Below are 25108 nucleotides of genomic sequence, written 5' to 3' on the forward strand. Positions count from 1 at the left end.
AATAATTGGGGGCAGACGCATGAATAAACAATGGACTATTATATTCGCTTTACTATTTACTCTGATTGTCGCCATCTTTGCTGTCATTAACGTGCGGGCGGTTGAGGTTGATTATCTGTTCGGAACCGCTGAATGGCCGCTGATTTTAGTCATTTTAGGCTCTGTGTTAATGGGAGCGCTGATCGTGTTTTCAGCCGGTATATTTCAAGTGATGAAACTGAAGCGCGAAATTAAAATGCTGCGGAAAGAAAACAGATCCGCAGGTGAATTGACGGCTGATTCGGACGGCAAAAAAACAGCCGCGCCGCCGGAAGAAATGCTTGAAGAGAAAAAAGGATCAGAATAACATTTGAAACCCCTCAGTCCGCTCTAGTATAATAGGGTGGTTGAGGGGTGAATTTATGTTAGCGTCAAAAATGCGCTGGGAAATCCAGCAGCCGGATCAGGAAAAAGTCAAATCACTCACAGAACAATTGGACATAACACCTCTTGTGGCATCACTGCTTGTAAAAAGAGGTTTTGATACTGCCGAAAGCGCAAGGCTGTTTTTACATACAAAGGATGCAGACTTTTATGACCCGTATGAATTAAAGGGAATGCGGGAAGCAGTTGATCGGATAAAACTGGCGGTTTCTCAAGGGGAACCGATTATGATTTACGGAGATTACGATGCAGACGGCGTTACAAGCACGTCAGTGATGCTGACGGCACTCAGACAGCTGTCGGCGGACGTTGACTTTTATATTCCCGACCGTTTTACAGAAGGCTACGGCCCGAATGAACAAGCTTTCCGTTCCATAAAAGAGCGGGGATTTTCGCTGATCATTACAGTGGATACGGGAATCGCCGCCGTCCATGAAGCTGAAGTCGCAAAAGAGCTGGGCTTAGACGTCATTATTACCGACCACCATGAGCCGGGACCCGAGCTTCCTGACGTATTTGCGATCATCCACCCGAAGCAGCCGGGATGCGGCTATCCGTTTAAAGAATTGGCCGGCGTCGGTGTGGCGTTTAAGCTTGCCCACGCGCTTACGGGTTCTTTACCGGAAGCTATGCTGGACTTGGCGGCAATCGGTACGGTTGCAGATCTGGTGCCTCTTCATGATGAAAACAGATTAATTGCGTCACTCGGAATTGAAAGGCTTCGTACGACAAATCGGCCGGGCCTCAAAGCTCTGATTAAACTTTCCGGCGGAGATATCGGACAAGCTGATGAGGAAACGATCGGATTTCAGGTCGCACCGAGGCTCAATGCCGTCGGAAGAATAGAACAGGCCGATCCTGCCGTACACCTGCTGATGACTGAAGATCAGTTTGAAGCGGAGGAACTGGCTTCGGATATTGACCGGCTGAATAAAGAGCGGCAGAAAATGGTGAAAACCATGACCGAAGAGGCTGTTGAAATGGTTCAGCAGCAAGGCGGAAACCCGTCTGCCATTGTAGTGGAAAAAGCCGGCTGGAATCCGGGTGTCGTCGGTATTGTCGCATCGAAGCTGGCTGAACGTTTTTACCGGCCCGCTGTTGTGCTTGGGATAGATGAGGAGCAGGGAATCGCCAAAGGGTCGGCGCGAAGCATCAGAGGCTTCAACCTTTTTACGAGCCTTTCACAGTGCAGAGACATTCTTCCTCATTTCGGCGGGCATCCGATGGCGGCCGGAATGACGCTGAAGGCTGAAGATGTGGCGGAATTAAGGGACAGGCTGAATCAAATGGCTGAAGAAACCCTTACGGAAGAGGATTTTATTCCCGTTCAGGAGGTTGATCTTGTCTGCGGCGTTGAAGACATAACCGTTGAAAGCATTACAGAATTGAATATGCTGTCGCCGTTCGGCATGCTTAACCCTAAACCGCATGTGATGGTGAAAAATGCCGTGCTTGATGATGTGCGCCTGATCGGAGCGAATAAAAACCACGTGAAAATGACGGTGAAAAGTGATTCCGCCGTCCTTGACTGCGTCGGCTTTAACAAAGGAGAGCTGGAAGCCGGTGTTGTTCCCGGATCAACGATTTCCATTGTCGGCGAGATGTCCATTAATGAATGGAACAACAGAAAGAAGCCCCAGCTGATGATTAAAGATGCTGCGGTGCCGGAATGGCAGCTTTTTGATATCCGGGGCAAGCGGACGTGGGAAGATACGGTCGCCGCGCTGCCGAAGGAGAAACGGGTGCTCATCAGCTTTAACGAAAAAACCGCTCAGAAGCTCCGTGAAAAAGAGCTGACGGGCGAGCTTGCCGAGATCACTTCGGAATCCGAGGCGGAAGCTCTCCAGCTTGACGGAAAATATGCCGTTTTTCTGGATGTGCCGCCGTCAGCGGATCGCCTGCAGCATTTGCTTGACGGAAAGAAGCCGGAACGGATTTATTTTGTTTTTATCAATCATGAAGAACATTTCCTGTCCTCATTTCCATCGCGGAATGATTTCAAGTGGTTTTACGCATTTCTCTTGAAAAGGGGCGCTTTTGACTTCGGCAAGCATGGTTCAGAGCTTGCGAGACACAGAGGATGGTCAATTGACACAATCAATTTCATGACAAAGGTGTTTTTTGATCTCGGTTTTGTTAAAATAGAAGATGGTGTGCTGTCTGTCGTGAGCGGCGCGAAAAAACGCGACCTGGCAGATTCGCAAACCTATCAGGTAAAACAGCAGCTGATGGAATTAGACCAGAAGCTCAATTATTCCGCAGCCCATGAGCTGAAGGAATGGCTGAATAAGCTGATGAACCAAGGTTCAGAGGCTTATGAAAGTACGAGGAGGACATAGAACAGATGGATCTTAAAAAATACGTAACAATTGTGCCCGATTACCCGAAAGAAGGCGTACAATTTAAAGATATTACGACATTGATGGACAAAGGCGACGTATACCGTTACGCCACTGACCAAATTGTTGAATATGCAAAAGAAAAAGAAATTGATTTAGTTGTCGGGCCTGAAGCGCGCGGCTTTATTATCGGCTGTCCGGTTGCATACGCACTCGGAGTCGGCTTTGCGCCGGTTCGGAAAGAAGGAAAACTTCCGCGTGAGGTCATTAAAGTCGATTACGGTTTGGAGTACGGAAAAGACGTACTGACGATTCATAAAGATGCGATCCTGCCGGGACAGCGTGTGCTGATTACTGATGACTTGCTTGCAACAGGCGGCACGATCGAAGCAACGATTAAGCTGGTCGAAGAACTGGGCGGCATCGTAGCCGGTATTGCGTTCTTAATCGAGCTTTCTTACCTTGACGGCAGAGACAAGCTTGACGATTATGATATTTTAACATTAATGAAATATTAACCGCATATGGAAAAAAGCACTCGTGTCAGGGTGCTTTTTTCCTATTATTTCATCATCCTGACAGATTCTTTAGGTGTTTTGAACTTCTGCCCTTTACATCTCTCGTTTTTTTCTTGATAATAAACTAATACAGTTTACATTTAAAAAAGGTGATTCCATGGCGAACGAACAAGTATTGACTGCCGAGCAAGTAATAGATAAAGCGCGCACTTATCTGCCGGAGGAGCAGATTGCGTTTGTTGAGAAAGCTTACCTGTATGCGCAAAACGCGCATCGCGAACAGTACCGCAAATCAGGTGAGCCGTACATCATTCATCCGATTCAGGTGGCGGGGATCCTCGTCGATCTGGAAATGGACCCTTCCACAATTGCGGGCGGATTTCTGCATGATGTGGTGGAGGACACGGATGTCACCCTCGACGACCTGAAGGAAGCATTTTCTGAAGAAGTGGCGATGCTTGTCGACGGCGTGACGAAGCTCGGTAAAATTAAGTATAAATCTCAAGAGGAGCAGCAGGCGGAAAACCATCGAAAAATGTTTGTCGCTATGGCTCAGGATATCAGAGTCATATTGATCAAGCTGGCGGATCGCCTTCACAATATGCGGACGTTAAAGCATCTTCCGCAGGAAAAGCAGCGGAGAATTTCAAATGAGACGCTGGAGATTTTCGCTCCGCTGGCACATCGGCTCGGGATTTCTAAGATCAAATGGGAGCTGGAAGACACCGCTCTCCGTTATTTGAATCCTCAGCAATATTACAGAATCGTCAACCTCATGAAGAAAAAGCGCGCGGAACGCGAACTTTATGTCGAAGAGGTTGTCAATGAAGTGAAAAAACGCGTTGAAGAAGTGAATATTAAAGCGGACTTTTCAGGGCGTCCGAAGCACATCTACAGCATTTACCGCAAGATGGCGCTGCAAAATAAACAGTTCAATGAAATATATGATCTGCTCGCCGTCCGTATTCTTGTCGGAAGCATTAAAGACTGCTACGCCGTACTCGGCATTATTCATACGTGCTGGAAGCCGATGCCTGGCAGATTCAAAGATTATATTGCGATGCCTAAGCCGAATATGTATCAGTCTCTGCATACGACCGTAATCGGGCCTAAAGGCGATCCGCTGGAAGTGCAGATCAGAACGTTTGAGATGCATGAGATCGCTGAATACGGGGTGGCCGCACACTGGGCTTATAAAGAAGGCAAGGCTGCAAACGAAGAAGCGACATTTGAGAAAAAACTGTCCTGGTTCCGTGAAATTTTGGAATTCCAAAACGAGTCTACGGATGCGGAAGAATTTATGGAATCGCTGAAAATCGATCTGTTTTCTGACATGGTATACGTATTTACGCCAAAAGGCGATGTCATTGAACTGCCGTCAGGCTCTGTGCCGATTGATTTTTCCTACAGGATCCACTCAGAGATCGGCAACAAAACAATCGGGGCGAAAGTGAACGGAAAAATGGTGACGCTTGACCATAAGCTCCGGACGGGCGACATCGTCGAGATTCTGACGTCCAAGCATTCTTACGGTCCGAGCCAAGACTGGGTCAAACTGGCGCAGACGTCCCAGGCGAAACACAAAATACGCCAATTCTTTAAGAAACAGCGCCGTGAAGAAAATGTCGAAAAAGGCCGTGAGCTTGTCGAGAAAGAAATTAAAAATCTTGATTTTGAAGTGAAAGATGTTTTAACGCTCGAAAATCTTCAAAAAGTTGCCGACAAGTTCAATTTCTCAAATGAAGAGGATATGTACGCGGCGGTCGGATATAACGGCATTACCGCTCTTCAGGTGGCCAACAGGCTCACCGAAAAAGAACGGAAGCTGCGTGACCAGGAAGAGCAGGAAAAAATCGTTCAGGAAGTCACTTCCGAGCCGAAACATTATCCTCAAGGGAGAAAACGGGAAGCGGGTGTGCGCGTAAAAGGCATTGACAACCTTCTCGTCCGCTTGTCGAAATGCTGCAACCCGGTGCCGGGCGACCATATCGTCGGTTTTATTACAAAAGGGCGCGGTGTATCCGTTCACCGGGACGACTGTCCGAACGTCAAAACGAATGAAGCGCAGGAACGTCTGATTCCCGTTGAATGGGAGCATGAATCACAGGTTCAAAGACGCAAAGAATATAACGTTGAGATTGAGATTTTGGGGTATGACCGTCTCGGGCTTTTAAATGAGGTGCTCCAAGCCGTAAATGAAACGAAAACCAACATCTCCTCTGTTTCCGGCAAATCCGACCGCAATAAAGTCGCTACGATTCATATGGCGATTTTTATTCAAAACATTAATCATCTGCACAAAGTGGTCGAGCGGATTAAACAGATCAGAGACATCTATTCAGTCCGGCGGGTAATGAACTAAAAGGAGCTTGCTATGAAATTAGTTGTTCAGCGTGTAACAGAAGCAAGTGTGACGGTTGACGGCGCTGTCGCCGGCCGGATCGGACCCGGTATTATGGCGCTTGTCGGCATCACTCATGAAGATACAGAAGAAGATGCCGCTTACTTGGCGGATAAAATCGTGAATCTTCGGATTTTTGATGATGAAAGCGGCAAGATGAATTTATCGCTTTTGGATACGGGCGGGGAGATTTTATCCGTTTCCCAGTTTACGCTTTACGGCGAAACAAAGAAAGGGAGACGCCCGAATTTTATGAATGCGGCTAAACCGGATCAGGCTGTGCTCCTTTATGAAAAGTGGAACGGACTCCTTCGGGAAAAAGGAGTCAAAGTGGAAACCGGAAAATTCGGAGCCATGATGGATGTTCAGCTGACGAATTCCGGGCCGATTACATTGATTATGGATTCTAAACAATAAAAAAGCTGCCGTTCGGCAGCTTTTTTTTATGATTGAAAATAATGTTCCAATCCGCTTTCAATTCCGTCTGTCACTTTTTCCTGATAAGAGCCGCTATGTATGATTGTTTCTTCTTGCGGTTGACTGAGATAGCCGAGCTCATACAGCATGGCAGGCCGTTTATTTTCCCTCAGGACGTAATAATCGCCAAACAGAACGCCGCGATCAGGAATAGGGGAACGCTTCACTACTTCAGAATGGACGTCTGAGGCAAGCTGGCGGTCCTTAGACGGACTGTAATAATAAGCCGTGCTTCCCCGCGTTGACGTATCGGCATAACTGTCATAGTGAATGCTGATAAAGGCATCCGCATTCCGGTAATGAGAGGTTGAAACCCTGGCCTGCAGGCTGATAAATGTATCATCCTGTCTGGTGATATACACGTTTGCACCGGCCGCTCTCAATTTTCCGGCTAACAGCTTAGCGGTTTTAATCGTTACGTTTTTTTCAAACTTTCCGGAGTAGCCGATCGTTCCGCTGTCTTTTCCTCCGTGTCCGGGATCAACGACGATCGTTTTGTTTTTAAGTGAGCCGCTGCCGCCTGACGTGTTGGGAGAAGGTGCTTCGCCTGTTTCCTCACCGCTTTTTGACGTTTGTACGACCCAGTCTGCCACATATGCGGTTTGTCCGTTTTCAAGCCGGACTTCATACCATTTGCCGCTTGAGCCGACAATCGGGTAGGCTGCGCCTTTATCTGCTCTTTTTACGATAGAAGCGGAAGTCGAGGCCGAGCTCCTTAAGTTGGTGCCGCCGTAAACAATATACGCTTTTTTCGAGGAGCCTGAGCCCGCAGAACCGTCTCCCGAGCCGGATGCGCTGCCCGATGAGTCAGAATCCTTTATGATGTAGTGGCTTGCTGCCCAGCCTTTTTGCCCGTTTGCTTCAATTTTCAGCCAGCCGTGGTCTTCACTTAAGATGGAAACCTTTGTTCCGCGTGATAATTTAGTCATAATCGCTGAATCATGTGACGCTGCACTTCTGACATTCAATGAAGAAACGCCGACCGTCCCGCTTTTTGACCCGCTTCGGGCCGAAGTTGCTTTCGTATCCGATCCGCCGCTGTCCGCGGTGACGTATTCGGAAGAAACCCACCCGGTTGTGCCTTGATAAGAAATGTTCACCCATCCGCTGTTCTTGTCCAGCACGGATGCATGCGCGCCTTGCGGAAGTTTGCCGATGACTTCATACGATGTCCCCGGGCCTTTTCTGATGCGGAGGTCAGGATCGGTGGAAGTGACCGTTCCGCTTTTTGCGGATGAATTGTCTGCTCCCCCGGCTGTTTTTGATATCAGCCAGGAAACGACCCATCCGGTTTTACCGGGGCTCAGCTGAAGCTGTACCCAGTCTCCCTCTTCTTTAACGATCGGGTATCTTTCCCCTTTTTTTACTTCAGCCTTTATTCCGTAGCTCAGGCCGGGACCGCCTCTGACATTGATCTTGTCTGTCGCGATGACCGCTTCTCCCTCTGCGGCGATTGCGGTGTGAAATGACGGAAGAAGCGCTGTGATGATGACGCCGCATAAAATAAGAGCAAGAGTTCTCTTCTTCATGGCTGTCCTCCTTTCTGAACTAACTAAAATACATTCTTGTATAATATCGTATTTTCCTTGCTGAATGTTAAATAAAAATAAAATGGTTTGTTTATACTAGTCATAAATACAGCGAAAAGGTGTGCAAATCATGAAATATCAACCAAAAATGGGACGCGCGCTGCACGATGCGGAAGGAAATCTGCACTTCAGTGATCAGAGCGATAGAGAAAAGGCGGGTTTTCTTGAAGAGACGGCGACGGAGTTCGGTCTCTTATCGAAAGAAGCGGTCGCAAGGAAAAACAGACGGAATAAAACTTGACAGGGGAGTGCAATCCCATTATTATAATAGAAATTGATGTACATAACTCATGATAACGATTTTGAACCGATAATGGAGAAGAGTAGGTCAGAATGCATGGAAAAGAGAGGAACCGTCCCGGGCTGAAAGCGGATCCGCACTGCATCTTTCTCGAAACAACACTCCGGAGGTTCCCTGCTGAACGCTTTTGCAAGTCATTAGGCAGCGGACGTGAACCTGCGTTAAAGGTCAGAGCGGGGATGCTTCGGCATTCCAACTAGGGTGGCACCACGGGTATAACTCTCGTCCCTACTATACATGTATAGTAGGAGCGGGAGTTTTTTTATTTGAAGAAAGACATTAAGGAGGCCTGTAACATGGCATATCACATTCCAAGAGGCACACAGGACATACTGCCGGGTGAATCAGACAGATGGCAGTTCGTCGAACAAATTATGAGGGAGACGTGCCGCACTTATCAATATAAAGAAATCCGCACGCCGATCTTCGAACATACGGAATTATTCGCAAGAGGCGTCGGTGAGTCTACAGATATCGTGCAGAAAGAAATGTACACGTTTGAAGACCGCAAAGGGAGAAGCTTGACGCTTCGGCCGGAAGGAACAGCCGCCGCAGTCCGCGCGTTCAATGAAAATAAATTATTTGCGAACCCGGTGCAGCCGACGAAGCTTTATTATGTCGGACCGATGTTCCGTTACGAACGTCCGCAGACAGGGCGTTTCCGCCAATTTTATCAATTCGGAATTGAAGCGATCGGCTCCAAAGATCCGGCCGTGGATGCAGAAGTCATTGCGCTTGCGATGAGTATTTACCGTAAAGCCGGTTTGAAACATGTCAAGCTTGTGCTGAACAGCCTTGGTGATCAGGAGAGCCGCAAATCCTACCGGGAAGCGCTCGTCAAACATTTTGAACCGCGCATCGGAGAATTTTGCTCAGACTGCCAATCGCGTCTGCACACAAACCCGCTCAGAATTCTTGACTGCAAGAAAGACAGAGAGCATGAACTGATGAAAACGGCTCCGTCCATTCTTGATTACTTAAATGAAGAATCAGCCGCTTATTTTGAGAAAGTAAAACAATACTTAAACGGTCTCGGCATCCCGTTCGAAATAGATCCGAACCTTGTCAGAGGGCTTGATTATTATAACCATACCGCTTTTGAAATTATGAGCAATGCCGAAGGGTTCGGAGCGATTACAACCCTTGCCGGCGGGGGCCGCTATGACGGGCTTGTTGAACAGATCGGCGGACCTGAAGCGCCGGGTATCGGATTTGCGATGAGCATCGAACGACTGCTGGCAGCCATTGACGCTGAGAAAACAGACCTTCCCGTCAATCAGGGGATCGACTGCTACATCGTGACGCTCGGAGAAAAAGCGAAGGATTATTCCGTTTCCCTCGTGTACAAACTGAGAGAAGCGGGCATCTCAAGTGAAATCGATTATGAAAATAAAAAGATGAAGGGCCAATTCAAAACGGCTGACCGTCTCGGCGCACGTTTTATTGCGATTTTAGGGGAAGATGAGCTTGCCCAAAATAAAATCAATGTAAAAGATGCGGAAACAGGAGAGCAGCGTGAAGTGGTGTTAGACGAGCTGATACAAGTGTTAAAGGCAGATCAAAAGCAGTGAAGGAGAGGAACGCTATGTTTGGAAGAACATATTATTGTGGCGAGATAACTGAAAAAGCGATTGGCGAAACCGTCAAACTGAAAGGGTGGGTGCAGAAGCGGCGCGATCTCGGCGGCTTGATTTTCATTGATTTGCGTGACCGCTCGGGTATTGTGCAAGTCGTGTTCAACCCTGACGTATCGAAGGAAGCCCTTGCCGCAGCGGAAGCAATCAGAAACGAATATGTGCTTGATATCGAAGGCACGGTTTCTGCCCGTGAAGAAGGCACGGTGAATCCCAACCTGAAAACCGGTAAAATTGAAATCAAAGCTGAAGCGGTGACGGTGCTCAGTACGGCGAAAACGCCTCCGTTTCCGATCAGTGACCAGGCGGCTGACGTTTCTGAAGACGTCCGGTTAAAACACCGCTATTTGGATTTGCGCCGCCCGGCGATGTTTCAAACATTGCAAATGCGGCATCAAGTCACAAAATCCATCCGCCATTTCTTGGATGAAAACGGATTTCTTGATATTGAAACACCGATTTTAACAAAAAGTTCTCCCGAAGGCGCCCGTGATTACTTAGTGCCGAGCCGGGTGCATGAAGGGGAATTTTACGCCCTTCCGCAATCGCCGCAGATTTTTAAACAGCTTCTGATGGTGTCGGGCTTTGAACGGTATTATCAAGTGGCCCGCTGCTTCCGCGATGAAGACTTGCGTGCCGACCGCCAGCCGGAATTTACGCAGATTGATATTGAAATGTCCTTTATGAGTCAAGAGGACATCATGGCTCTGGCGGAAGAGATGATGGCGAAAGTCATGCTCGAAACAAAAGGCGTTGAAGTATCGCTTCCGCTTCCGCAAATGACATATGAAGAAGCGATGAACAGCTACGGTTCCGACAAACCCGATACCCGCTTCGGCATGCTGCTGACGGACGTGTCAGACATAGTGAGAGATACTGAATTTAAGGTGTTCTCATCAGCCGTGGCAAACGGCGGCGTTGTAAAAGCGATCAATGTCAAAGGCGCTGCCGGCGACTATTCCAGAAAAGATATCGATGCGCTCGGCGTTTTTGCCGGAAATTACGGCGCGAAAGGTCTCGCTTGGGTGAAAGTAGAAGCTGACGGCGTAAAAGGCCCGATTGCGAAATTCTTTGATGAAGAGAAGCAGGCAAAACTGGCTGAAGCGCTTGATGCTTCTGAAGGCGATCTGCTCCTGTTCGGCGCTGATAAGTTTGAGGTTGTGGCTCAATCCCTCGGCGCGCTTCGCTTAAAGCTCGGCAAAGAACGCGGCCTGATTGACGAAAGCCTCTTCAACTTCCTGTGGGTTGTGGACTGGCCGTTATTGGAGCATGATGAGGAAGAAGGCCGTTTCTATGCGGCTCACCATCCGTTTACAATGCCTGTCCGTGAAGATCTTGACCTGATTGAAACGGCGCCTGAAGATATGAAAGCGCAGGCTTACGACCTCGTCTTAAACGGCTATGAACTCGGCGGAGGCTCAATCCGTATTTTTGAAAAAGACGTTCAGGAAAAAATGTTCGGGCTTCTCGGCTTTACAAAAGAAGAAGCGGAGCAGGAGTTCGGATACCTTCTTGAAGCCTTTGAATACGGCGCCCCTCCGCACGGCGGAATCGCGCTCGGCTTAGACCGGTTGGTTATGCTTCTTGCAGGCCGCACTAACTTAAGAGATACGATCGCTTTCCCGAAAACGGCAAGCGCAAGCTGCCTTCTTACGGAAGCGCCCGGCGAAGTGAGCGACGCCCAGCTTGAAGAACTTCACCTTTCTGTCAAAAGAAAAGTGAAACAGTAAAGATCGGCAGTTTGTTTCTTGAAAATCAAAATCTGCTGTGATATGATTTTGACAAGTTAAATAAAGTCCTGATGTGTTAGTTGTACACCTAGTTTTGACCGAACATTTTTTTGATTTGGGAGCCCGCATTTTTAAATGGCGTACATGCCTCTTTTCATTCGCTAAAGAGGACTTACAAGATTTAAAAAAGGGCACCCACCTGCTGAGAGCGGGTTCAAAACGAAGGAAAGCTGCAACGGCACAATTGGGACTTTATTTTTTGTGCGCTAAAACCAGCGGCTTTTTGACAAGCCGAGTTTATAAAACCAGAATGTGGAGTGAGGTTCTTGTTACATCAGTTTTCCAGAAATGAGCTAGCGATTGGAAAAGAAGGGCTGGACACGTTAAAAAACAGCACGGTGGCCGTTCTCGGCGTCGGCGGAGTCGGTTCATTCGCAGCCGAAGCATTGGCGAGGTCCGGAGTGGGGCGGATCGTGCTTGTCGATAAAGATGATGTTGATATTACAAATGTAAACCGCCAGCTGCATGCGCTCTTGTCGACGGTGGGACAGCCGAAAACAGAATTGATGAAAGAGCGGATCGCTGATATTAATCCGGATTGTGACGTCGTCGCCTTAAAAATGTTTTATACAGAAGAGACGTATGAGCAGTTCTTTGAGTATCCGCTCGATTACGTCATTGACGCGTCGGATACGATTCATTATAAAATTCATCTGATGAAAGAATGTCTGAAACGGAATGTTCCGCTGATTTCAAGCATGGGAGCGGCGAATAAAACAGACCCGACACGCTTTCAGATTGCTGATATTTCAAAAACCCATACTGATCCGATTGCCAAAGTCGTCCGCACAAGGCTTCGTAAAGAGGGCATTAAAAAAGGCGTACAGGTCATTTTTTCTGATGAAAGCCCGATCGTCATCCGTGAAGACGTCAGAAAAGAAGTCGGGAATGATGAAGCGAAAATCCGCAAAGCGCAAATGCCGCCGTCTTCCAACGCCTGGGTTCCGTCAGTGGCCGGTCTGATTATGGGCGGACATGTTGTCATGGAGCTCTTAAAGGACATCGACATTAAACGGGTTAAAGATAAGTAAAAAGAAAAACAGCCTTCTTCAGGAAAGGCTGTTTTTTTATTTGAATCCGCCGTTTACACGAAAGATCTTGTCCGGTTATTTTTTCTGCTTCATCAGTTTTTCATACACTTGCTTTATGGCGGCTTCAAATTTCCCCGTTTGTTTCGGTTTATAGTATTGCTTGTTTTTTAACGGATCGGGCAAATATTGCTGTTCGACCCATCCGTTCTCGAAATCGTGGGGATATTGATAGCCGATCCCGCGTCCGAGCTCTTGGGCCCCTTTATAGTGGGCGTCTTTTAAATGTTTCGGCACATCGCCGATTTTACCCGTCCTGATGTCTTTGAGCGCCTCATCAACGGCTGAAATGGCGGAGTTTGATTTCGGCGAGAGGCATAATTCGATTACCGCATTGGCCAGCGGAATTCTCGCTTCCGGAAAGCCGATCCGTTCTGCGGTCTGGATCGCGCTCAGCACCCGGGGGCCTGCCTGCGGGCTTGCGAGGCCGATATCTTCATAGGCGATCACGAGAAGCCTTCTTGATATGCTTTCAAGGTCTCCGGCTTCGATCAGACGGGCCAGATAATGAAGGGCGGCGTTTGCGTCCGAGCCCCGGATCGATTTTTGGAACGCGGATAAGACGTCATAATGCGCATCGCCGTTTTTATCATGGGTATAGCTTTTTTTCTGCAGACATTCTTCCGCCGTTTCCCGTGTAATCCGGATCGTCCCGTCGCTTGATTCCTTTGTGGAGAGCACGGCAAGCTCCAGTGCGTTCAAAGCGGAGCGGACGTCTCCTCCGCACCCTTGTGCGAAATGATCCATCGCGTCGTCGTCCACCGAAACGCTGTAGGAACCGAGTCCCCGGTGTTCATCTGTGAGCGCTCTTTTCAATGCCTGCCTGATCAGATCGGGTGTTAACGGTTCAAGCTCAAATATCTGGGTCCGGCTTCTGATGGCCGGGTTAATGGCATGATAAGGGTTGGCGGTCGTCGCGCCGATTAAAATAATCATGCCGTTTTCTAAATAGGGCAGCAGAAAATCCTGCTTTCCCTTATCAAGTCTGTGCACTTCATCAAGGATTAAAATGACCTGGCCTGACATTTTCGCTTCCTGTACGACAATCTCCATGTCTTTTTTATTATGAATGACGGCATTCAATTTCCTGAATGCGATGCTTGTCGATCCTGCGATCGCTGTGGCGATGGACGTTTTTCCGATGCCCGGCGGTCCGTACAGGATCATGGATGATAAGTGCTTCGCACGCACCATTCTGCCGATGATTTTATCTTCTTTGACCAAATGTTCCTGACCGATAATGTCTTCGATATTGGCAGGCCGCATCCGATACGCCAATGGTTTCATGAACATCTCTCCTTACATATACAGGGTAACGGAAAACGGACGATTAGAAAAGCGAATTGCGGCGGGCCCCGTGTTTCAATGAAAATTAGGATAAGTTATGTTATAATAACAGTTGGTCTATAAGATACTAAACAGATTATTCATATCCATTTACTTGTATAAATTAACAATTAGAATTGACTGGGGTGTTCATATTGAAAATATCGACAAAGGGAAGATACGGGCTCACCATTATGATTGAATTGGCGAAAAAGCACGGAGACGGTCCGACGTCGCTCAAAAGCATCGCCCAAACAAACAGCCTTTCTGAGCATTACTTGGAACAGCTTGTATCACCGCTCAGAAACGCCGGACTCGTAAAAAGCATCAGAGGCGCTTACGGGGGTTACGTGCTCGGGGGTCAGCCTGAAGAGATAACGGCCGGAGATATTATCAGAGTGCTGGAAGGGCCGATCAGCCCGGTAGAAGTGCTTGAGGATGAAGAGCCTGCCAAGCGGGAGTTATGGATCCGCATCCGCGACGCTGTAAAAGACGTGCTGGACAGCACGACGTTAGAAGACCTTGCGAGCTACACGGACGGCGAGCAGGAAGCTTATATGTTCTATATTTAAACCAGAGGTGTACAGACAATGGAACGGATTTATTTAGATCATGCCGCGACTTCCCCCATGGATGAACGTGTGCTCGAAGAAATGAAGCCCCATTTCTTCGGCAGTTTCGGCAACCCGTCAAGCATTCATTCATTCGGGAGAGAATCCCGGAAATGGGTCGATGAAGCGAGAGCGGACATCGCGCGCGAAATCAGTGCGAAAGAACAGGAAATTATTTTCACAAGCGGCGGTACGGAGGCTGATAATTTAGCCATTTTCGGAACGGCTGCCGCCCGGAAGAATGAAGGAAAGCATATCATTACGACCGCTGTTGAGCATCATGCTGTATTGCACGCCTGCGAAAAGCTGGAAGAAGACGGCTTTGAGGTGACATACCTCATGCCCGGCCCTTCAGGACGGATCAGTGCAAATCAGGTGAAAGAAGCGCTCCGTGATGATACAATCCTTGTTACCGTCATGTATGGCAATAACGAAGTCGGAACCATTCAGCCGATTGACGAAATCGGAGAGCTGTTAAGCGGGCATCAAGCCTATTTTCACACAGATGCCGTCCAGGCATTCGGTTATATGCCGATTGATGTGAAAAAAAGCAGAATTGACATGCTGTCTGTTTCCGGTCACAAGCTTAACGGGCCTAAAGGGACAGGCTTTTTATATGTAAATCAAGAGGTGAAGCTGTCACCGATTCTTCTTGGGGGAGAGCAGGAACGAAAGCGCCGCGCGGGGACGGAAAATGTACCGGGCATCGCCGGCTTAAAAGAAGCGGTCGTCCTTTCAAACCGTGAGAGGGAAGAGAAAACAGCGAAGTATAAGGAGTTTAAGAACATCATCATGAGCACGCTGGAAGAAGCCGGCGTTACAGCGGAGGTGAACGGAGATGCCGAGAAATGCCTGCCTCATATTTTAAACCTTTACTTTCCCGGTGTGCCGGTGGAAGCGCTGCTGGTCAATCTTGACATGGAAGGCATTGCCGTCTCCAGCGGATCTGCTTGTACGGCGGGATCCATTCTTCCGTCCCATGTGCTTACGGCCATGTTCGGAAGTGAGAGCGGCAGGCTGACTTCGTCAATCCGCCTCAGCTTCGGCCTCGGCAATACGGCGGAACAAATCGAAACAGCCGCCGAAAAGCTTGCCGCCGTCGTTAAACGGCTTGCTTAAAACGGCGGACTTATGTTTTTAATGGAGTGAATGCAAATGGAAAAACGGCCGGAGGATACAAGAGTCGTAGTCGGCATGTCCGGCGGCGTGGACTCTTCCGTGGCGGCCCTTCTGCTGAAGGAGCAGGGCTACGATGTAATCGGAATCTTTATGAAAAACTGGGATGATACGGACGAAAACGGTTTTTGCACGGCGACGGAAGATTATGAAGACGTCATCCGGGTCTGCAACCAGATCGGAATTCCGTATTATGCCGTCAATTTTGAGAAGCAATATTGGGAAAAGGTATTTCAATATTTCCTTGATGAATATAAAGCCGGAAGAACCCCCAATCCGGATGTCATGTGCAATAAAGAAATTAAGTTTAAGGCTTTCTTGGATCATGCTCTGTCACTCGGCGCGGATTATCTTGCGACGGGCCATTACGCCCGCGTGGACAGAAGCGCAGGTACAGTGCGCATGCTCCGCGGTCTGGATGAAAACAAGGACCAGACTTATTTTCTGAATCAGCTCAATCAGGAACAGCTCAGTAAAGTCATGTTCCCGATCGGTGATCTGCAAAAAAGACGCGTGCGGGAAATTGCCAAAGAAGCAGAACTTGCGACAGCTGCGAAAAAAGACAGCACGGGAATCTGTTTTATCGGCGAACGCAACTTCAAAACGTTTCTCAGCCAATATCTCCCCGCTCAGCCGGGCGATATGATGACAATGGACGGAGAAATAAAAGGGCGTCATGACGGTCTGATGTATTATACAATCGGACAGCGCCACGGTCTTGGAATCGGCGGAAGCGGCGAGCCGTGGTTCGCCGTCGGTAAAGATCTTGAAAAAAACATACTGTATGTTGATCAAGGGTTCCATAATCCGCTTCTGTATTCCGATAAGATCACGGCGACAAATGTCAGCTGGACGCGTCCGGGTCTGATGGACGGCGGCGAAATGACATGCACGGCGAAATTCCGCTACCGTCAGGAAGATCACAAAGTAACGGTGAAAATGACGGGTGATGATGAAGCGGAAATCATTTTTGACGGGCAGGTACGCGCCGTTACGCCGGGACAAGCCGTCGTTTTTTATGACGGAGAAGAGTGCCTCGGCGGCGGAACGATAGATGACGTTTATAAAGACGGAACAAAACTGTGGTACGTATAACACATGTAAAAAACCTCAACTCGCATGTTGGGGTTTTTTAGCGAAAGGAAGTTAAAAATGGATTATAATAAAATCGGGATTGACGCCATGCAGGAGGGCGATTTTGAAAAAGCGGCAGAGGCTTTTACGAAAGCGATTGAGGAAAACGGCCAAGATCCGGTGCCGTACATCAACTTCGCAAATCTGCTTTCTTCTGTGAACGAACTCGAACGGGCGCTTGCATTCTATAACAGAGCGCTTGAATTGGACAATTCGGCGGCAGCCGCTTATTACGGTGCGGGAAACGTATATGTGATGAAAGAATCGTTTTCCGAAGCGAAGGATATGTTTGAAAAAGCGCTTCGCTCCGGAATGGAAAACGGAGATTTGTTTTATATGCTGGGGACCGTTCTCGTTAAATTAGAGCGGCCGAAGCTTGCACTGCCGTATCTGCAGCGTGCCGTTGAATTAAACGAAAATGACACGGAAGCGCGCTTCCAGTTCGGAATGTGTCTTGCAAATGAAGAAATGCTGGATGAAGCTCTTGCGCAGTTTGAGACGGTGATCGAGCAGGATCCAGGCCACGCGGACGCATTTTATAATGCCGGGGTCGCTTACGCATACAAAGAAAATCGTGAAAAGGCGCTTGAGATGCTGGAAGGCGCAATCGGCATACAGCCTGATCATATGCTTGCGCTTCATGCGAAACAGCTTATCACCCAGTCATAACAAAAGGAGGGAAGGCTCGTGGATCAGCTGAACATCGAAGAACAGCCGTATGTAAAAGGCGTCATTCATACGGTCATTTATCATAATGACACCAACCTGTATACAGTGCTGAAAGTCAAGGTTGCAGAAACGTCTGAGGCGATCGAAGACAAGGTCGTATCCGTAACGGGCTACTTCCCTCTGCTGCAAGAAGATGAGACCTACACATTTTACGGAAAAACTGCCACGCATCCTAAGTTCGGCCTGCAATTTCAGGCTGAACACTTTAAAAAAGAAATTCCGACCACAAAAGAAGGAATCATTCACTATTTATCAAGTGATCTGTTTGAAGGAATCGGAAAAAAAACGGCGGAAGAAATCGTCAAAAAGCTTGGAGACGGCGCGCTCAATAAAATTCTGGCTGATGCGTCGGTGCTTTATGATGTGCCGAAAATGTCAAAAAAGAAAGCGGACAAACTGGCGGGAGAGCTGCAGCGGCATCAGGGGCTTGAACAGATTATGATCTCTCTGAACCAATACGGTTTCGGGCCCCAGCTATCCATGAAAATATATCAGGCCTACGAAACGGAAACCTTGGAGAAAATTCAGGAAAATCCTTATCAGCTTGTAAAAGACGTTGAAGGCATCGGCTTTGTGAAAGCTGACGAGCTGGGCGGAAAAATGGGTCTGTCAGGAAACCACCCGGAGCGGATCAAAGCGGCAATCTTATATACGATTGAATCGACCTGTCTTTCAGAGGGCCATACGTACATAGAAACGAAGCAGCTGATTATCAATACGCAAACGCTTCTGAATCAGTCAGCTGAAGGCGGCCGCGTCACGGAAATGGATGCGGCTGACGGCATCATCGCCCTCGGGGAGAGTAAGGATATCGTCATCGAAGGAGAGCGCTGCTATTTTCCGTCCTTGTTTTACGCGGAACAAAACGTCGCAAAACGCGTGCTCGACATTGCCGCTCAGACGGAGTATGCCGATCAATTTCCTGAATCGGAATTTCTGCTTGCACTCGGTGAACTGGAAGAACGGATGAATGTTCAATACGCACCAAGCCAAAAGGATGCCATTCAAAAAGCGCTGTCTTCACCGATGCTTTTACTGACCGGAGGACCTGGAACGGGGAAAACGACCGTTATTAAAGGAATCGTGGAATTATACAGTGAACTGCACGGCGTATCCCTTGACCCCGGTGATTATAAAAAAGACGAGGCGTTTCCGGTGCTGCTTGCCGCGCCGACCGGAAGAGCCGCAAAACGGATGAGCGAATCTACGGGTCTGCCGGCTGTTACGATTCACAGGCTGCTCGGCTGGAATGGCGCTGAAGGCTTTACCTACAACGAAGATCAGCCGATTGAAGGGAAACTGATCATTATAGACGAAGCGAGTATGCTTGATATCTGGCTCGCCAGCCATTTGTTTAAGGCGCTTCCTAAGCACATTCAGCTCATTGTTGTCGGTGATGAAGACCAGCTTCCTTCAGTAGGACCGGGGCAGGTGCTCAGAGATCTTTTGGCTTCTGAGGTGCTGCCGACCGTGCGCCTGACAGATATTTACCGTCAGGCTGAAGGATCATCCATTGTGGAACTTGCCCATGATATGAAAAAAGGGCTGCTTCCAAAGGGGCTGACCGCGCCGACAAAGGACCGCTCATTTATCCGCTGTAATTCTTCACAGATTAAAGAAGTCGTGGATCAGGTCGTCTCGAACGCGTTAAAAAAGGGGTATACCTCCAGAGATATTCAAGTGCTTGCCCCGATGTACAGGGGAAAAGCGGGAATTAACGAGCTGAATATGCTTCTTCAGGACATCATGAATCCGCCGAAAGAAAAAAGGCGGGAGCTGAAATTCGGAGATGTCGTCTACAGGACGGGCGATAAAATATTGCAGCTTGTCAACCAGCCGGAAAACAATGTGTTTAACGGCGATATCGGCGAAATCGTGTCCATTTTTTATGCCAAAGAAAATACGGAAAAAGAAGACATGGTCGTCGTCTCGTTTGACGGCAACGAAATCACCTTTACGAAAAAGGATTTCAGCCAGTTTACCCACGCTTACTGCTGTTCCATTCATAAGTCGCAGGGGAGCGAATTCCCGATTGTCGTCCTGCCTGTCGTCAAAGGCTACTATCGAATGCTCAGGAGAAATCTGCTTTATACCGCCATTACAAGAGCGAAAAAATTCCTGATTCTTTGCGGAGAAGAAGAAGCGCTTGAATGGGGCGTTAAAAACAATGATGCCACCGTCAGACAGACGTCGCTTAAAAACAGGCTCACAGAGCAGACTGAAGAGATGGATGCAGAACTGGCCGCCCTGCAAAAAGAGCTGCCGTTCAGTGTATATGATGCGAACATCGGAATGGAAGGCATCACGCCTTTTGACTTTATGGAAGAAAAAGCGTAAATAAAACCCGGCACATGTTCATGCGCCGGGTTTTCGCCTGTGGAAGTCATTTCAAAGTATGCTGCCCGGCTTCTTGGCAAAACCTATACGTGTTCAACAAAAGGTGGTTGATCACACTTTGAGAACATGCCATGCAGCTGAAGGACGAACAGTATATGACGAAAACACCGGGCGCAGTCTCGGGATGATATCGGATGTATGTTTCTCTCTGGACGGCCGGTTTCTCGGTTTCGTGCTGGAGCAGAAACGCCTGTTTCACAACCGTCATCTTTTTTTAGGGGCAAGTGATATAAAAGAGATGGATCAAGAAGCCGTAGCTGCCGGTCATGCTCATTTGCAGCCTTTGCCGAAGAGCTGTTTCACCTTTGAACAGATTAAAATGCAGCCGGTGAAATCGCCTGATGGTGAAATGTTCGGTTTGCTGGAAGATGTATACTTTTGTTTGGACAGGGGCATAATCGTAGCATATGAACTCTCGGACGGCTTCTTTTCAGATCTGGCTGGCAGACGCCAAGTGCGCCGCGCCGCCGATATGCTTATTGAAGCGGGGAAAGAAGGCATCGTCCTGAACGGATAAGAGGTGTAGTCTGTGCTTGTATGTCCGAACTGCAAAAGTAAAGATATCGGCAAAATCGGCGTAAACCAATACTATTGCTGGGGCTGCTTCATTGAGCTGACGGTGGCCAAAGGCAAAATTGCGACACATCAAGTAGAGGAAGACGGCACGTTAAGCAGTCTTGATGATTTGTTTTCTGAAGACGAACGCAGTATCAATTTTTAAAGTTGAAAGGAGATACGCGCGATGGGCAGAACAATGACCTCTCTGTTGGCTTTAGGAGCTGGAGCCGTTATGTATCGTATGGCTTCTCAGTCCGATATGCTGAATAAAAAAGGTATGAAACGGATGAGAAGACGAGTCATGAAAATGTTTTAAGCGGAAAAAAGGATACTTCTCCGGAAGTATCCTTTTTACGTTTGTCTCGCTTCCAGCCGTCTGGCAGCGAGAGACAGGCTGTAATTGACCGCGAAATACATCAGGGCCGCCAGCAGAAAGATCGGGAAAAAATACCCCCCGTCAGCGCTTTGTCCGTTTAAAATCTGCGCGTTATGAATCAGTTCGGGCAGAGCGATGACGACCGCAAGTGACGTATCCTTTAATAAGGAGATAAACTGGCTCACAATCGGAGGAACCATACGCCTGAGCGCCTGCGGCATGACGACGAGAAAAAGAGTCTGCGTGTACGTCAGTCCTGAAGAACGCGCCGCTTCAATCTGTCCTTTGTCAACGGATTGCAAACCGCTTCTGATGATTTCTGACAGCATGGCCGATTCAAAAATCGTCAGCGCCGTGATGGCGGCCGCGGTAATTTCCAGTTTGATCCCGATTTCCGGAAGGGCAAAAAACGTAAAGAAAATGATTAATAACAGCGGCAGGTTGCGGATGGTTTCCACAATGGCCGCTATAATGCCCGAGACGATAGGAATGTTCGCATAGCGCAAAGTGCCGGCGGCAAGCCCGAACATAAAACTCAGGACAATGGAGATCAGCGCAACATAAAGTGTGACCAAAAAGCCGTCCCATAAAAACAGCAGATGGTCAGGTGTATAGGCGCCGCTAAAATCCATGTTATTCACTCTCCTTCTCTAATAACTCTTTCCGAGACGTCTTTCCAAATAGTGAACCCCGATGCTGAGCGGGATCGTTAATATCAAATAAAAAAGCGCGACGAAAATATAGACATCAAACACGACAAGAGTGCTCGAGGACACGAGATCCGCCTGATACATCAAATCGAGTCCCGCCACCACTCCGAGTATTGATGAGTTTTTGACAAGGTTGAGAAATTGGTTTCCGAGCGGGGGAATGACGATTTTTACGGCCTGAGGAAGAATGATATATCTCATCGCCTGACTGTAGGTGAAGCCTGACGATCTGGCCGCTTCCATCTGCCCTTTGGGGACAGTCTGAATTCCGGCTCTGATGGCTTCTGCGATAAAGGCGGACGTGTAAATCGTAAGCGCAATCGTTCCCGCCTGAAAGCCGTCCAGTCTCAGCCCGGCGTTCGGAAGTCCGAAATAAAAAACGAATGTGATGAGGAGAAGCGGGATGTTACGGATAAATTCCACATACGCAGTGCCGATCCATTGAAGGGGTTTGAAAGCCGTGATTCTCATGACTGCGATCAGAACGCCCAGCGCAAAGCTGCCTGCCAGCGCGATGAAGCTCGCAAGCAATGTGTGCAGGAAACCGTCCATATACATATCGAAGTTTTCCGTTAAAATTGAAAAGTTCATCTATGTCACTCCTTATAAAACGGGGATGAGCATGCATGCTCATCCCGCGGTCCGTCCTATTTTGCCGGTTCTTCTTTTATCCATTTTTTATAGATTTTTTCGTACCTGCCGTCGGCTTTCATTTTTTTCAAAGAGGCGTTGATTTCTTTGACAAGGCCGGATTGGCCTTTTTTGACGGCGATTCCGTAAGGTTCATCGGTAAAGGTTTCGCCCGTCAGCTGATATTGTTTATTTTCATCGGCCATGCCGTATAAAATCGCATTATCGGTTGTGAGCGCATCTCCCTGTCCAGCTTTAAGCGCAGTGAACGCTTCGGCGTAATTTTCAAATTCCAGCACTGAGGCGTCAGGCGCTTTTTCTCTGATGTTCTGTGAGGAAGTGGAGCCTTTTACCGCCAATACTTTTGAGCCTTTTCCCAGGTCTTCGGTGCTTTTGATGCTGCTTCCTTTTTTGACGAGCAGGGATTGCCCGGCTTCAAAATAAACATCTGAGAAATCAACTTCTTTTTTCCGCTCATCCGTTATCGTCATCGTGGCGGTGATGGCGTCGATATCGCCGTTTTGCAGCAGCGGAATCCTCGTTTTTGACGTCACTTCTTTAAATTCCGCTTTCTTCTCATCCCCCAGAATATCTTTTGCGAGCTGTTTTGAGATATCAATATCGAAGCCTTCAATATCACCGGAGCTTGGGTTTTTCAGCCCGAATAACCTCGTATCGGTTTTGACGCCGAAGATGATTTTGTCTCTGTCTTTAATAGAGGCTAACGTGTCTTTTCCCGTTCCTTTTGAATCCCCGGACGTTTCTTTCCCTCCGCAGGCTGCCAGCATAAAGACGGCCAGCAGTGATATCAATCCGAATGACAACCATTTTGTTGCGCGTGACATAAGCGCTCCTCCGTTTCTTTTCAGTGATTTAAAATACGGCTTAAGAATAAACGCGCCCTCTCTTCACGGGGGCTTTCGTAAAATTCAGCCGGTGCAGCTTCTTCTAAGATGGATCCGCCGTCGATAAACACGATGCGGTCCGCCACTTCTTTTGCGAATCCCATTTCATGTGTGACGACTGCCATGGTCATGCCTTCCTTTGCGAGTGTTTTCATGACATCCAGCACTTCCCCGATCATTTCCGGATCAAGCGCGGATGTGGGTTCATCAAACAGCATAATTTCGGGCTTCATCGCAAGCCCCCTGGCGATGGCGACACGCTGCTGCTGGCCGCCGGAAAGCTGTGAAGGATAAGCGTCCGCTTTGTCCGGTATACCGACTTTTTTCAAATAGTATAAGGCCGTTTCCTTTGCTTCTTCTTTTGATTGCTTGAGCACTTTGATCGGTGCGAGCATGATATTTTGCAGAACGGTTTTGTGCGGGTACAGATGAAAATGCTGAAACACCATGCCGATATTCCGGCGGACCTGATTTATATCCGTTTTCTTGTCACGGATGGAGACGCCGTTTACCGTTAAGGCGCCTCCATCAACTGTTTCCAGCTGATTAATGCAGCGGAGAAGCGTGCTTTTTCCCGATCCTGAAGGTCCGATGATAACGACGACTTCCCCTTTTTTAATGTGCAGATTAATGTTTTTCAGCACGTGGAAATGTCCGTAGTGCTTATTTACATCCTGAAATGAAATCATGGCCATCCTCCTTAAAAAAACATGAGTCATATTGACTGGACAGTTTTGAAATCCTTTAACACATTACGATGGTTATACAGACTTTTATGAATATTATTTAGATTATTTCGTAATTTCTGATAATTATTCCCGTCAAGAGGTCTGCGTCATAAGGCGGAGTTTATGAAACGAGAATAATTCCGGCTTTCTGTCAAAAGATAAAGCAAGAGGTGAAACGTCATGCTTCAAAAACCGCTGCAGCTCTTACTGTGGACGGCTGTATGTCTGCTCGTTTTGTTAACAGTGTATGTCTTTTGCATGCTCGATATGTTATGGTCTCCCATTTGGCTTGTTATAAAATCTCTCTTTATTCCTATATTCATCGCAGTATTTATTGCTTATCTTTTACTTCCGATTACTGAATGGCTTCATAGAAAAGGGATGCCTAGAACTTTAAGCCTGCTTCTGATTTATTGCCTGTTTTTCGGCGGAATCGGCTGGGGGGTTTATAAAGGGGTTCCTGTTTTAATTGAACAGCTGCAGGATCTGTCTGAGAGCATTCCCGGTCTTGCCGAAAACTACAACAGCATGCTGAGGCATCTGCATAATCACACGGATCATTGGCCTGACGGCATGCACCATCGGATGGACAAAATGATTCAGCAGACAGAAACGTTTCTTGCCGGCACGATTGAAAGCACGATCAGAAGCATCCGTTTCGTGCTTGATTATATCCTGATCGCGGCGACGATTCCTTTTCTCGTGTTCTATATGGTGAAGGATATAGGCGTCATGAAAAAGACGGTCTGGTATTTGACGCCGAAGTCCTGGAGAAAAAGGGGGAGTGAATTTCTGCGGGATGTGGACGACTCTCTCGGTGATTACATCCGCGGTCAGCTTCTCGTTTGTTTTTTGCTCGGGTTAATAGCCGGCGTTTCATTTTGGCTCTTCGGGCTTCCTTACCCGCTGATTTTGGGCCTTGCCATCGGGATTACAAATGTCATCCCGTATTTCGGCCCGTTTATCGGCGCTGTGCCGGCGCTGCTCCTTTCGCTGGCGATTTCCTCCAAGGCTGTGATCATCGTAATCGTCACGATTTTTATTCTTCAATTTATAGAAGGAAACATTTTGAGCCCGCTCATTGTCGGGCGAAGTCTCAGAATGCACCCCGTCGTGATCATGCTTGCGCTTCTTGCCGGAGGAGAGCTCGCGGGCATTCCCGGCATGATTCTCGCTGTTCCGGCGGCAGCCGTTTTAAAAGTGACGGCCATTCACTTTTTGCGGATCAGGACGGAACATTGACATTCGGGTTCTGCTTGTCTATAATT

24 protein-coding genes, 1 other RNA gene and 1 other annotated feature are annotated in these 25108 nt (G+C 48.1%); of the genes, 19 read left to right on the plus strand and 6 right to left on the minus strand.

All coding sequences use genetic code 11. From position 1 onward, the window contains the following. The first annotated feature begins 19 nt into the window (after positions 1-19). From AC2CGA_RS13315 to dtd, 5 genes are all read left to right on the plus strand, one after another. Complete coding sequence (locus AC2CGA_RS13315) at positions 20-346, plus strand: LapA family protein (RefSeq protein ID WP_003152709.1); 327 nt, start codon at positions 20-22, stop codon at positions 344-346. Between the two features lie 55 nt (positions 347-401). Continuing rightward, the gene (recJ, locus tag AC2CGA_RS13320; RefSeq protein WP_014305498.1) at positions 402-2762 is read left to right on the plus strand and encodes a single-stranded-DNA-specific exonuclease RecJ; all 2361 of its coding nucleotides are present in this window, start codon (positions 402-404) and stop codon (positions 2760-2762) included. A gap of 5 nt (positions 2763-2767) precedes the next feature. Further along, a complete protein-coding gene (locus AC2CGA_RS13325) occupies positions 2768-3280 on the plus strand; it encodes an adenine phosphoribosyltransferase (RefSeq protein WP_139885334.1) in 513 nt (170 codons plus the stop codon). A 157-nt stretch (positions 3281-3437) separates the two neighbouring features. Further along, positions 3438-5642 carry a GTP diphosphokinase gene (relA, locus tag AC2CGA_RS13330; protein ID WP_003152716.1) on the plus strand — a complete coding sequence of 735 codons (2205 nt, stop codon included), beginning with the start codon at positions 3438-3440 and terminating at the stop codon, positions 5640-5642. Between the two features lie 12 nt (positions 5643-5654). Continuing rightward, complete coding sequence (gene dtd / locus AC2CGA_RS13335) at positions 5655-6098, plus strand: D-aminoacyl-tRNA deacylase (protein ID WP_139885333.1); 444 nt, start codon at positions 5655-5657, stop codon at positions 6096-6098. Positions 6099-6124: 26 nt separating this feature from the next. Here dtd and AC2CGA_RS13340 read toward each other — a convergent pair whose 3' ends face one another. Next, entirely contained in the window at positions 6125-7687 is a 1563-nt protein-coding gene (locus AC2CGA_RS13340; RefSeq protein WP_057080454.1) for an N-acetylmuramoyl-L-alanine amidase family protein, read from the minus strand. 130 nt (positions 7688-7817) lie between these two features. Between AC2CGA_RS13340 and AC2CGA_RS13345 the strand changes: the two genes are divergently transcribed. The 5 genes from AC2CGA_RS13345 to AC2CGA_RS13365 all read left to right on the plus strand — a co-directional run bounded on the left by AC2CGA_RS13345 (position 7818) and on the right by AC2CGA_RS13365 (position 12503). Further along, the gene (locus tag AC2CGA_RS13345; RefSeq protein WP_003152722.1) at positions 7818-7988 is read left to right on the plus strand and encodes a YrzK family protein; all 171 of its coding nucleotides are present in this window, start codon (positions 7818-7820) and stop codon (positions 7986-7988) included. Between the two features lie 60 nt (positions 7989-8048). Next, positions 8049-8281: a binding site (T-box leader), on the plus strand. A 63-nt stretch (positions 8282-8344) separates the two neighbouring features. After that, a complete protein-coding gene (gene hisS / locus AC2CGA_RS13350) occupies positions 8345-9619 on the plus strand; it encodes a histidine--tRNA ligase (RefSeq protein ID WP_003152726.1) in 1275 nt (424 codons plus the stop codon). Between the two features lie 14 nt (positions 9620-9633). After that, a complete protein-coding gene (gene aspS, locus AC2CGA_RS13355; RefSeq protein ID WP_025853063.1) occupies positions 9634-11412 on the plus strand; it encodes an aspartate--tRNA ligase in 1779 nt (592 codons plus the stop codon). A gap of 62 nt (positions 11413-11474) precedes the next feature. After that, positions 11475-11667, plus strand: a non-coding RNA gene (ssrS, locus tag AC2CGA_RS13360) — 6S RNA. A gap of 71 nt (positions 11668-11738) precedes the next feature. Next, positions 11739-12503, plus strand: a complete 765-nt coding sequence (locus tag AC2CGA_RS13365; RefSeq protein ID WP_003152728.1) for a tRNA threonylcarbamoyladenosine dehydratase — start codon at positions 11739-11741, stop codon at positions 12501-12503. A gap of 75 nt (positions 12504-12578) precedes the next feature. Here the strand turns inward: AC2CGA_RS13365 and AC2CGA_RS13370 are convergent, their stop codons facing one another. After that, positions 12579-13847, minus strand: a complete 1269-nt coding sequence (locus AC2CGA_RS13370) for a replication-associated recombination protein A (protein WP_044053489.1) — start codon at positions 13845-13847, stop codon at positions 12579-12581. A 194-nt stretch (positions 13848-14041) separates the two neighbouring features. Between AC2CGA_RS13370 and cymR the strand changes: the two genes are divergently transcribed. The 8 genes from cymR (at position 14042) to AC2CGA_RS13410 (ending at position 20807) form a co-directional block, all read left to right on the plus strand. Beyond that, positions 14042-14458: a cysteine metabolism transcriptional regulator CymR gene (gene cymR / locus AC2CGA_RS13375; RefSeq protein WP_003152730.1), complete on the plus strand. Its 417-nt coding sequence runs from the start codon at positions 14042-14044 to the stop codon at positions 14456-14458. A gap of 18 nt (positions 14459-14476) precedes the next feature. Next, the gene (locus AC2CGA_RS13380) at positions 14477-15616 is read left to right on the plus strand and encodes a cysteine desulfurase family protein (protein WP_139885332.1); all 1140 of its coding nucleotides are present in this window, start codon (positions 14477-14479) and stop codon (positions 15614-15616) included. 36 nt (positions 15617-15652) lie between these two features. Then, positions 15653-16768 (plus strand): tRNA 2-thiouridine(34) synthase MnmA, encoded by a 1116-nt coding sequence (gene mnmA, locus AC2CGA_RS13385; RefSeq protein ID WP_014305492.1) that lies wholly within the window; start codon positions 15653-15655, stop codon positions 16766-16768. 87 nt (positions 16769-16855) lie between these two features. After that, positions 16856-17476 carry a tetratricopeptide repeat protein gene (locus AC2CGA_RS13390; protein ID WP_088005508.1) on the plus strand — a complete coding sequence of 207 codons (621 nt, stop codon included), beginning with the start codon at positions 16856-16858 and terminating at the stop codon, positions 17474-17476. A gap of 18 nt (positions 17477-17494) precedes the next feature. Beyond that, positions 17495-19873 carry an SF1B family DNA helicase RecD2 gene (recD2, locus tag AC2CGA_RS13395; protein WP_014305491.1) on the plus strand — a complete coding sequence of 793 codons (2379 nt, stop codon included), beginning with the start codon at positions 17495-17497 and terminating at the stop codon, positions 19871-19873. Between the two features lie 118 nt (positions 19874-19991). After that, positions 19992-20450: a PRC-barrel domain-containing protein gene (locus AC2CGA_RS13400; protein ID WP_003152735.1), complete on the plus strand. Its 459-nt coding sequence runs from the start codon at positions 19992-19994 to the stop codon at positions 20448-20450. A gap of 12 nt (positions 20451-20462) precedes the next feature. After that, positions 20463-20654, plus strand: coding sequence for a hypothetical protein (locus tag AC2CGA_RS13405; RefSeq protein WP_003152738.1), 192 nt, complete (start codon positions 20463-20465; stop codon positions 20652-20654). Positions 20655-20675: 21 nt separating this feature from the next. Beyond that, positions 20676-20807, plus strand: coding sequence for a YrzQ family protein (locus tag AC2CGA_RS13410; protein WP_003152741.1), 132 nt, complete (start codon positions 20676-20678; stop codon positions 20805-20807). Between the two features lie 35 nt (positions 20808-20842). Here AC2CGA_RS13410 and AC2CGA_RS13415 read toward each other — a convergent pair whose 3' ends face one another. From AC2CGA_RS13415 to AC2CGA_RS13430, 4 genes are read right to left on the minus strand one after another with little or no spacing between them, the layout of a single operon-like run. Then, complete coding sequence (locus tag AC2CGA_RS13415; RefSeq protein ID WP_024085646.1) at positions 20843-21499, minus strand: amino acid ABC transporter permease; 657 nt, start codon at positions 21497-21499, stop codon at positions 20843-20845. A gap of 18 nt (positions 21500-21517) precedes the next feature. Continuing rightward, a complete protein-coding gene (locus AC2CGA_RS13420) occupies positions 21518-22168 on the minus strand; it encodes an amino acid ABC transporter permease (protein ID WP_003152744.1) in 651 nt (216 codons plus the stop codon). A gap of 56 nt (positions 22169-22224) precedes the next feature. Continuing rightward, entirely contained in the window at positions 22225-23052 is an 828-nt protein-coding gene (locus AC2CGA_RS13425; RefSeq protein WP_139885331.1) for a transporter substrate-binding domain-containing protein, read from the minus strand. Between the two features lie 20 nt (positions 23053-23072). Then, a complete protein-coding gene (locus tag AC2CGA_RS13430) occupies positions 23073-23801 on the minus strand; it encodes an amino acid ABC transporter ATP-binding protein (RefSeq protein WP_003152746.1) in 729 nt (242 codons plus the stop codon). Positions 23802-24020: 219 nt separating this feature from the next. Between AC2CGA_RS13430 and AC2CGA_RS13435 the strand changes: the two genes are divergently transcribed. Next, complete coding sequence (locus AC2CGA_RS13435; RefSeq protein WP_069448888.1) at positions 24021-25082, plus strand: AI-2E family transporter; 1062 nt, start codon at positions 24021-24023, stop codon at positions 25080-25082. The last annotated feature ends 26 nt before the right edge of the window (positions 25083-25108 follow it).

This window comes from Bacillus sp. SYZHCR11, assembly GCF_057196865.1.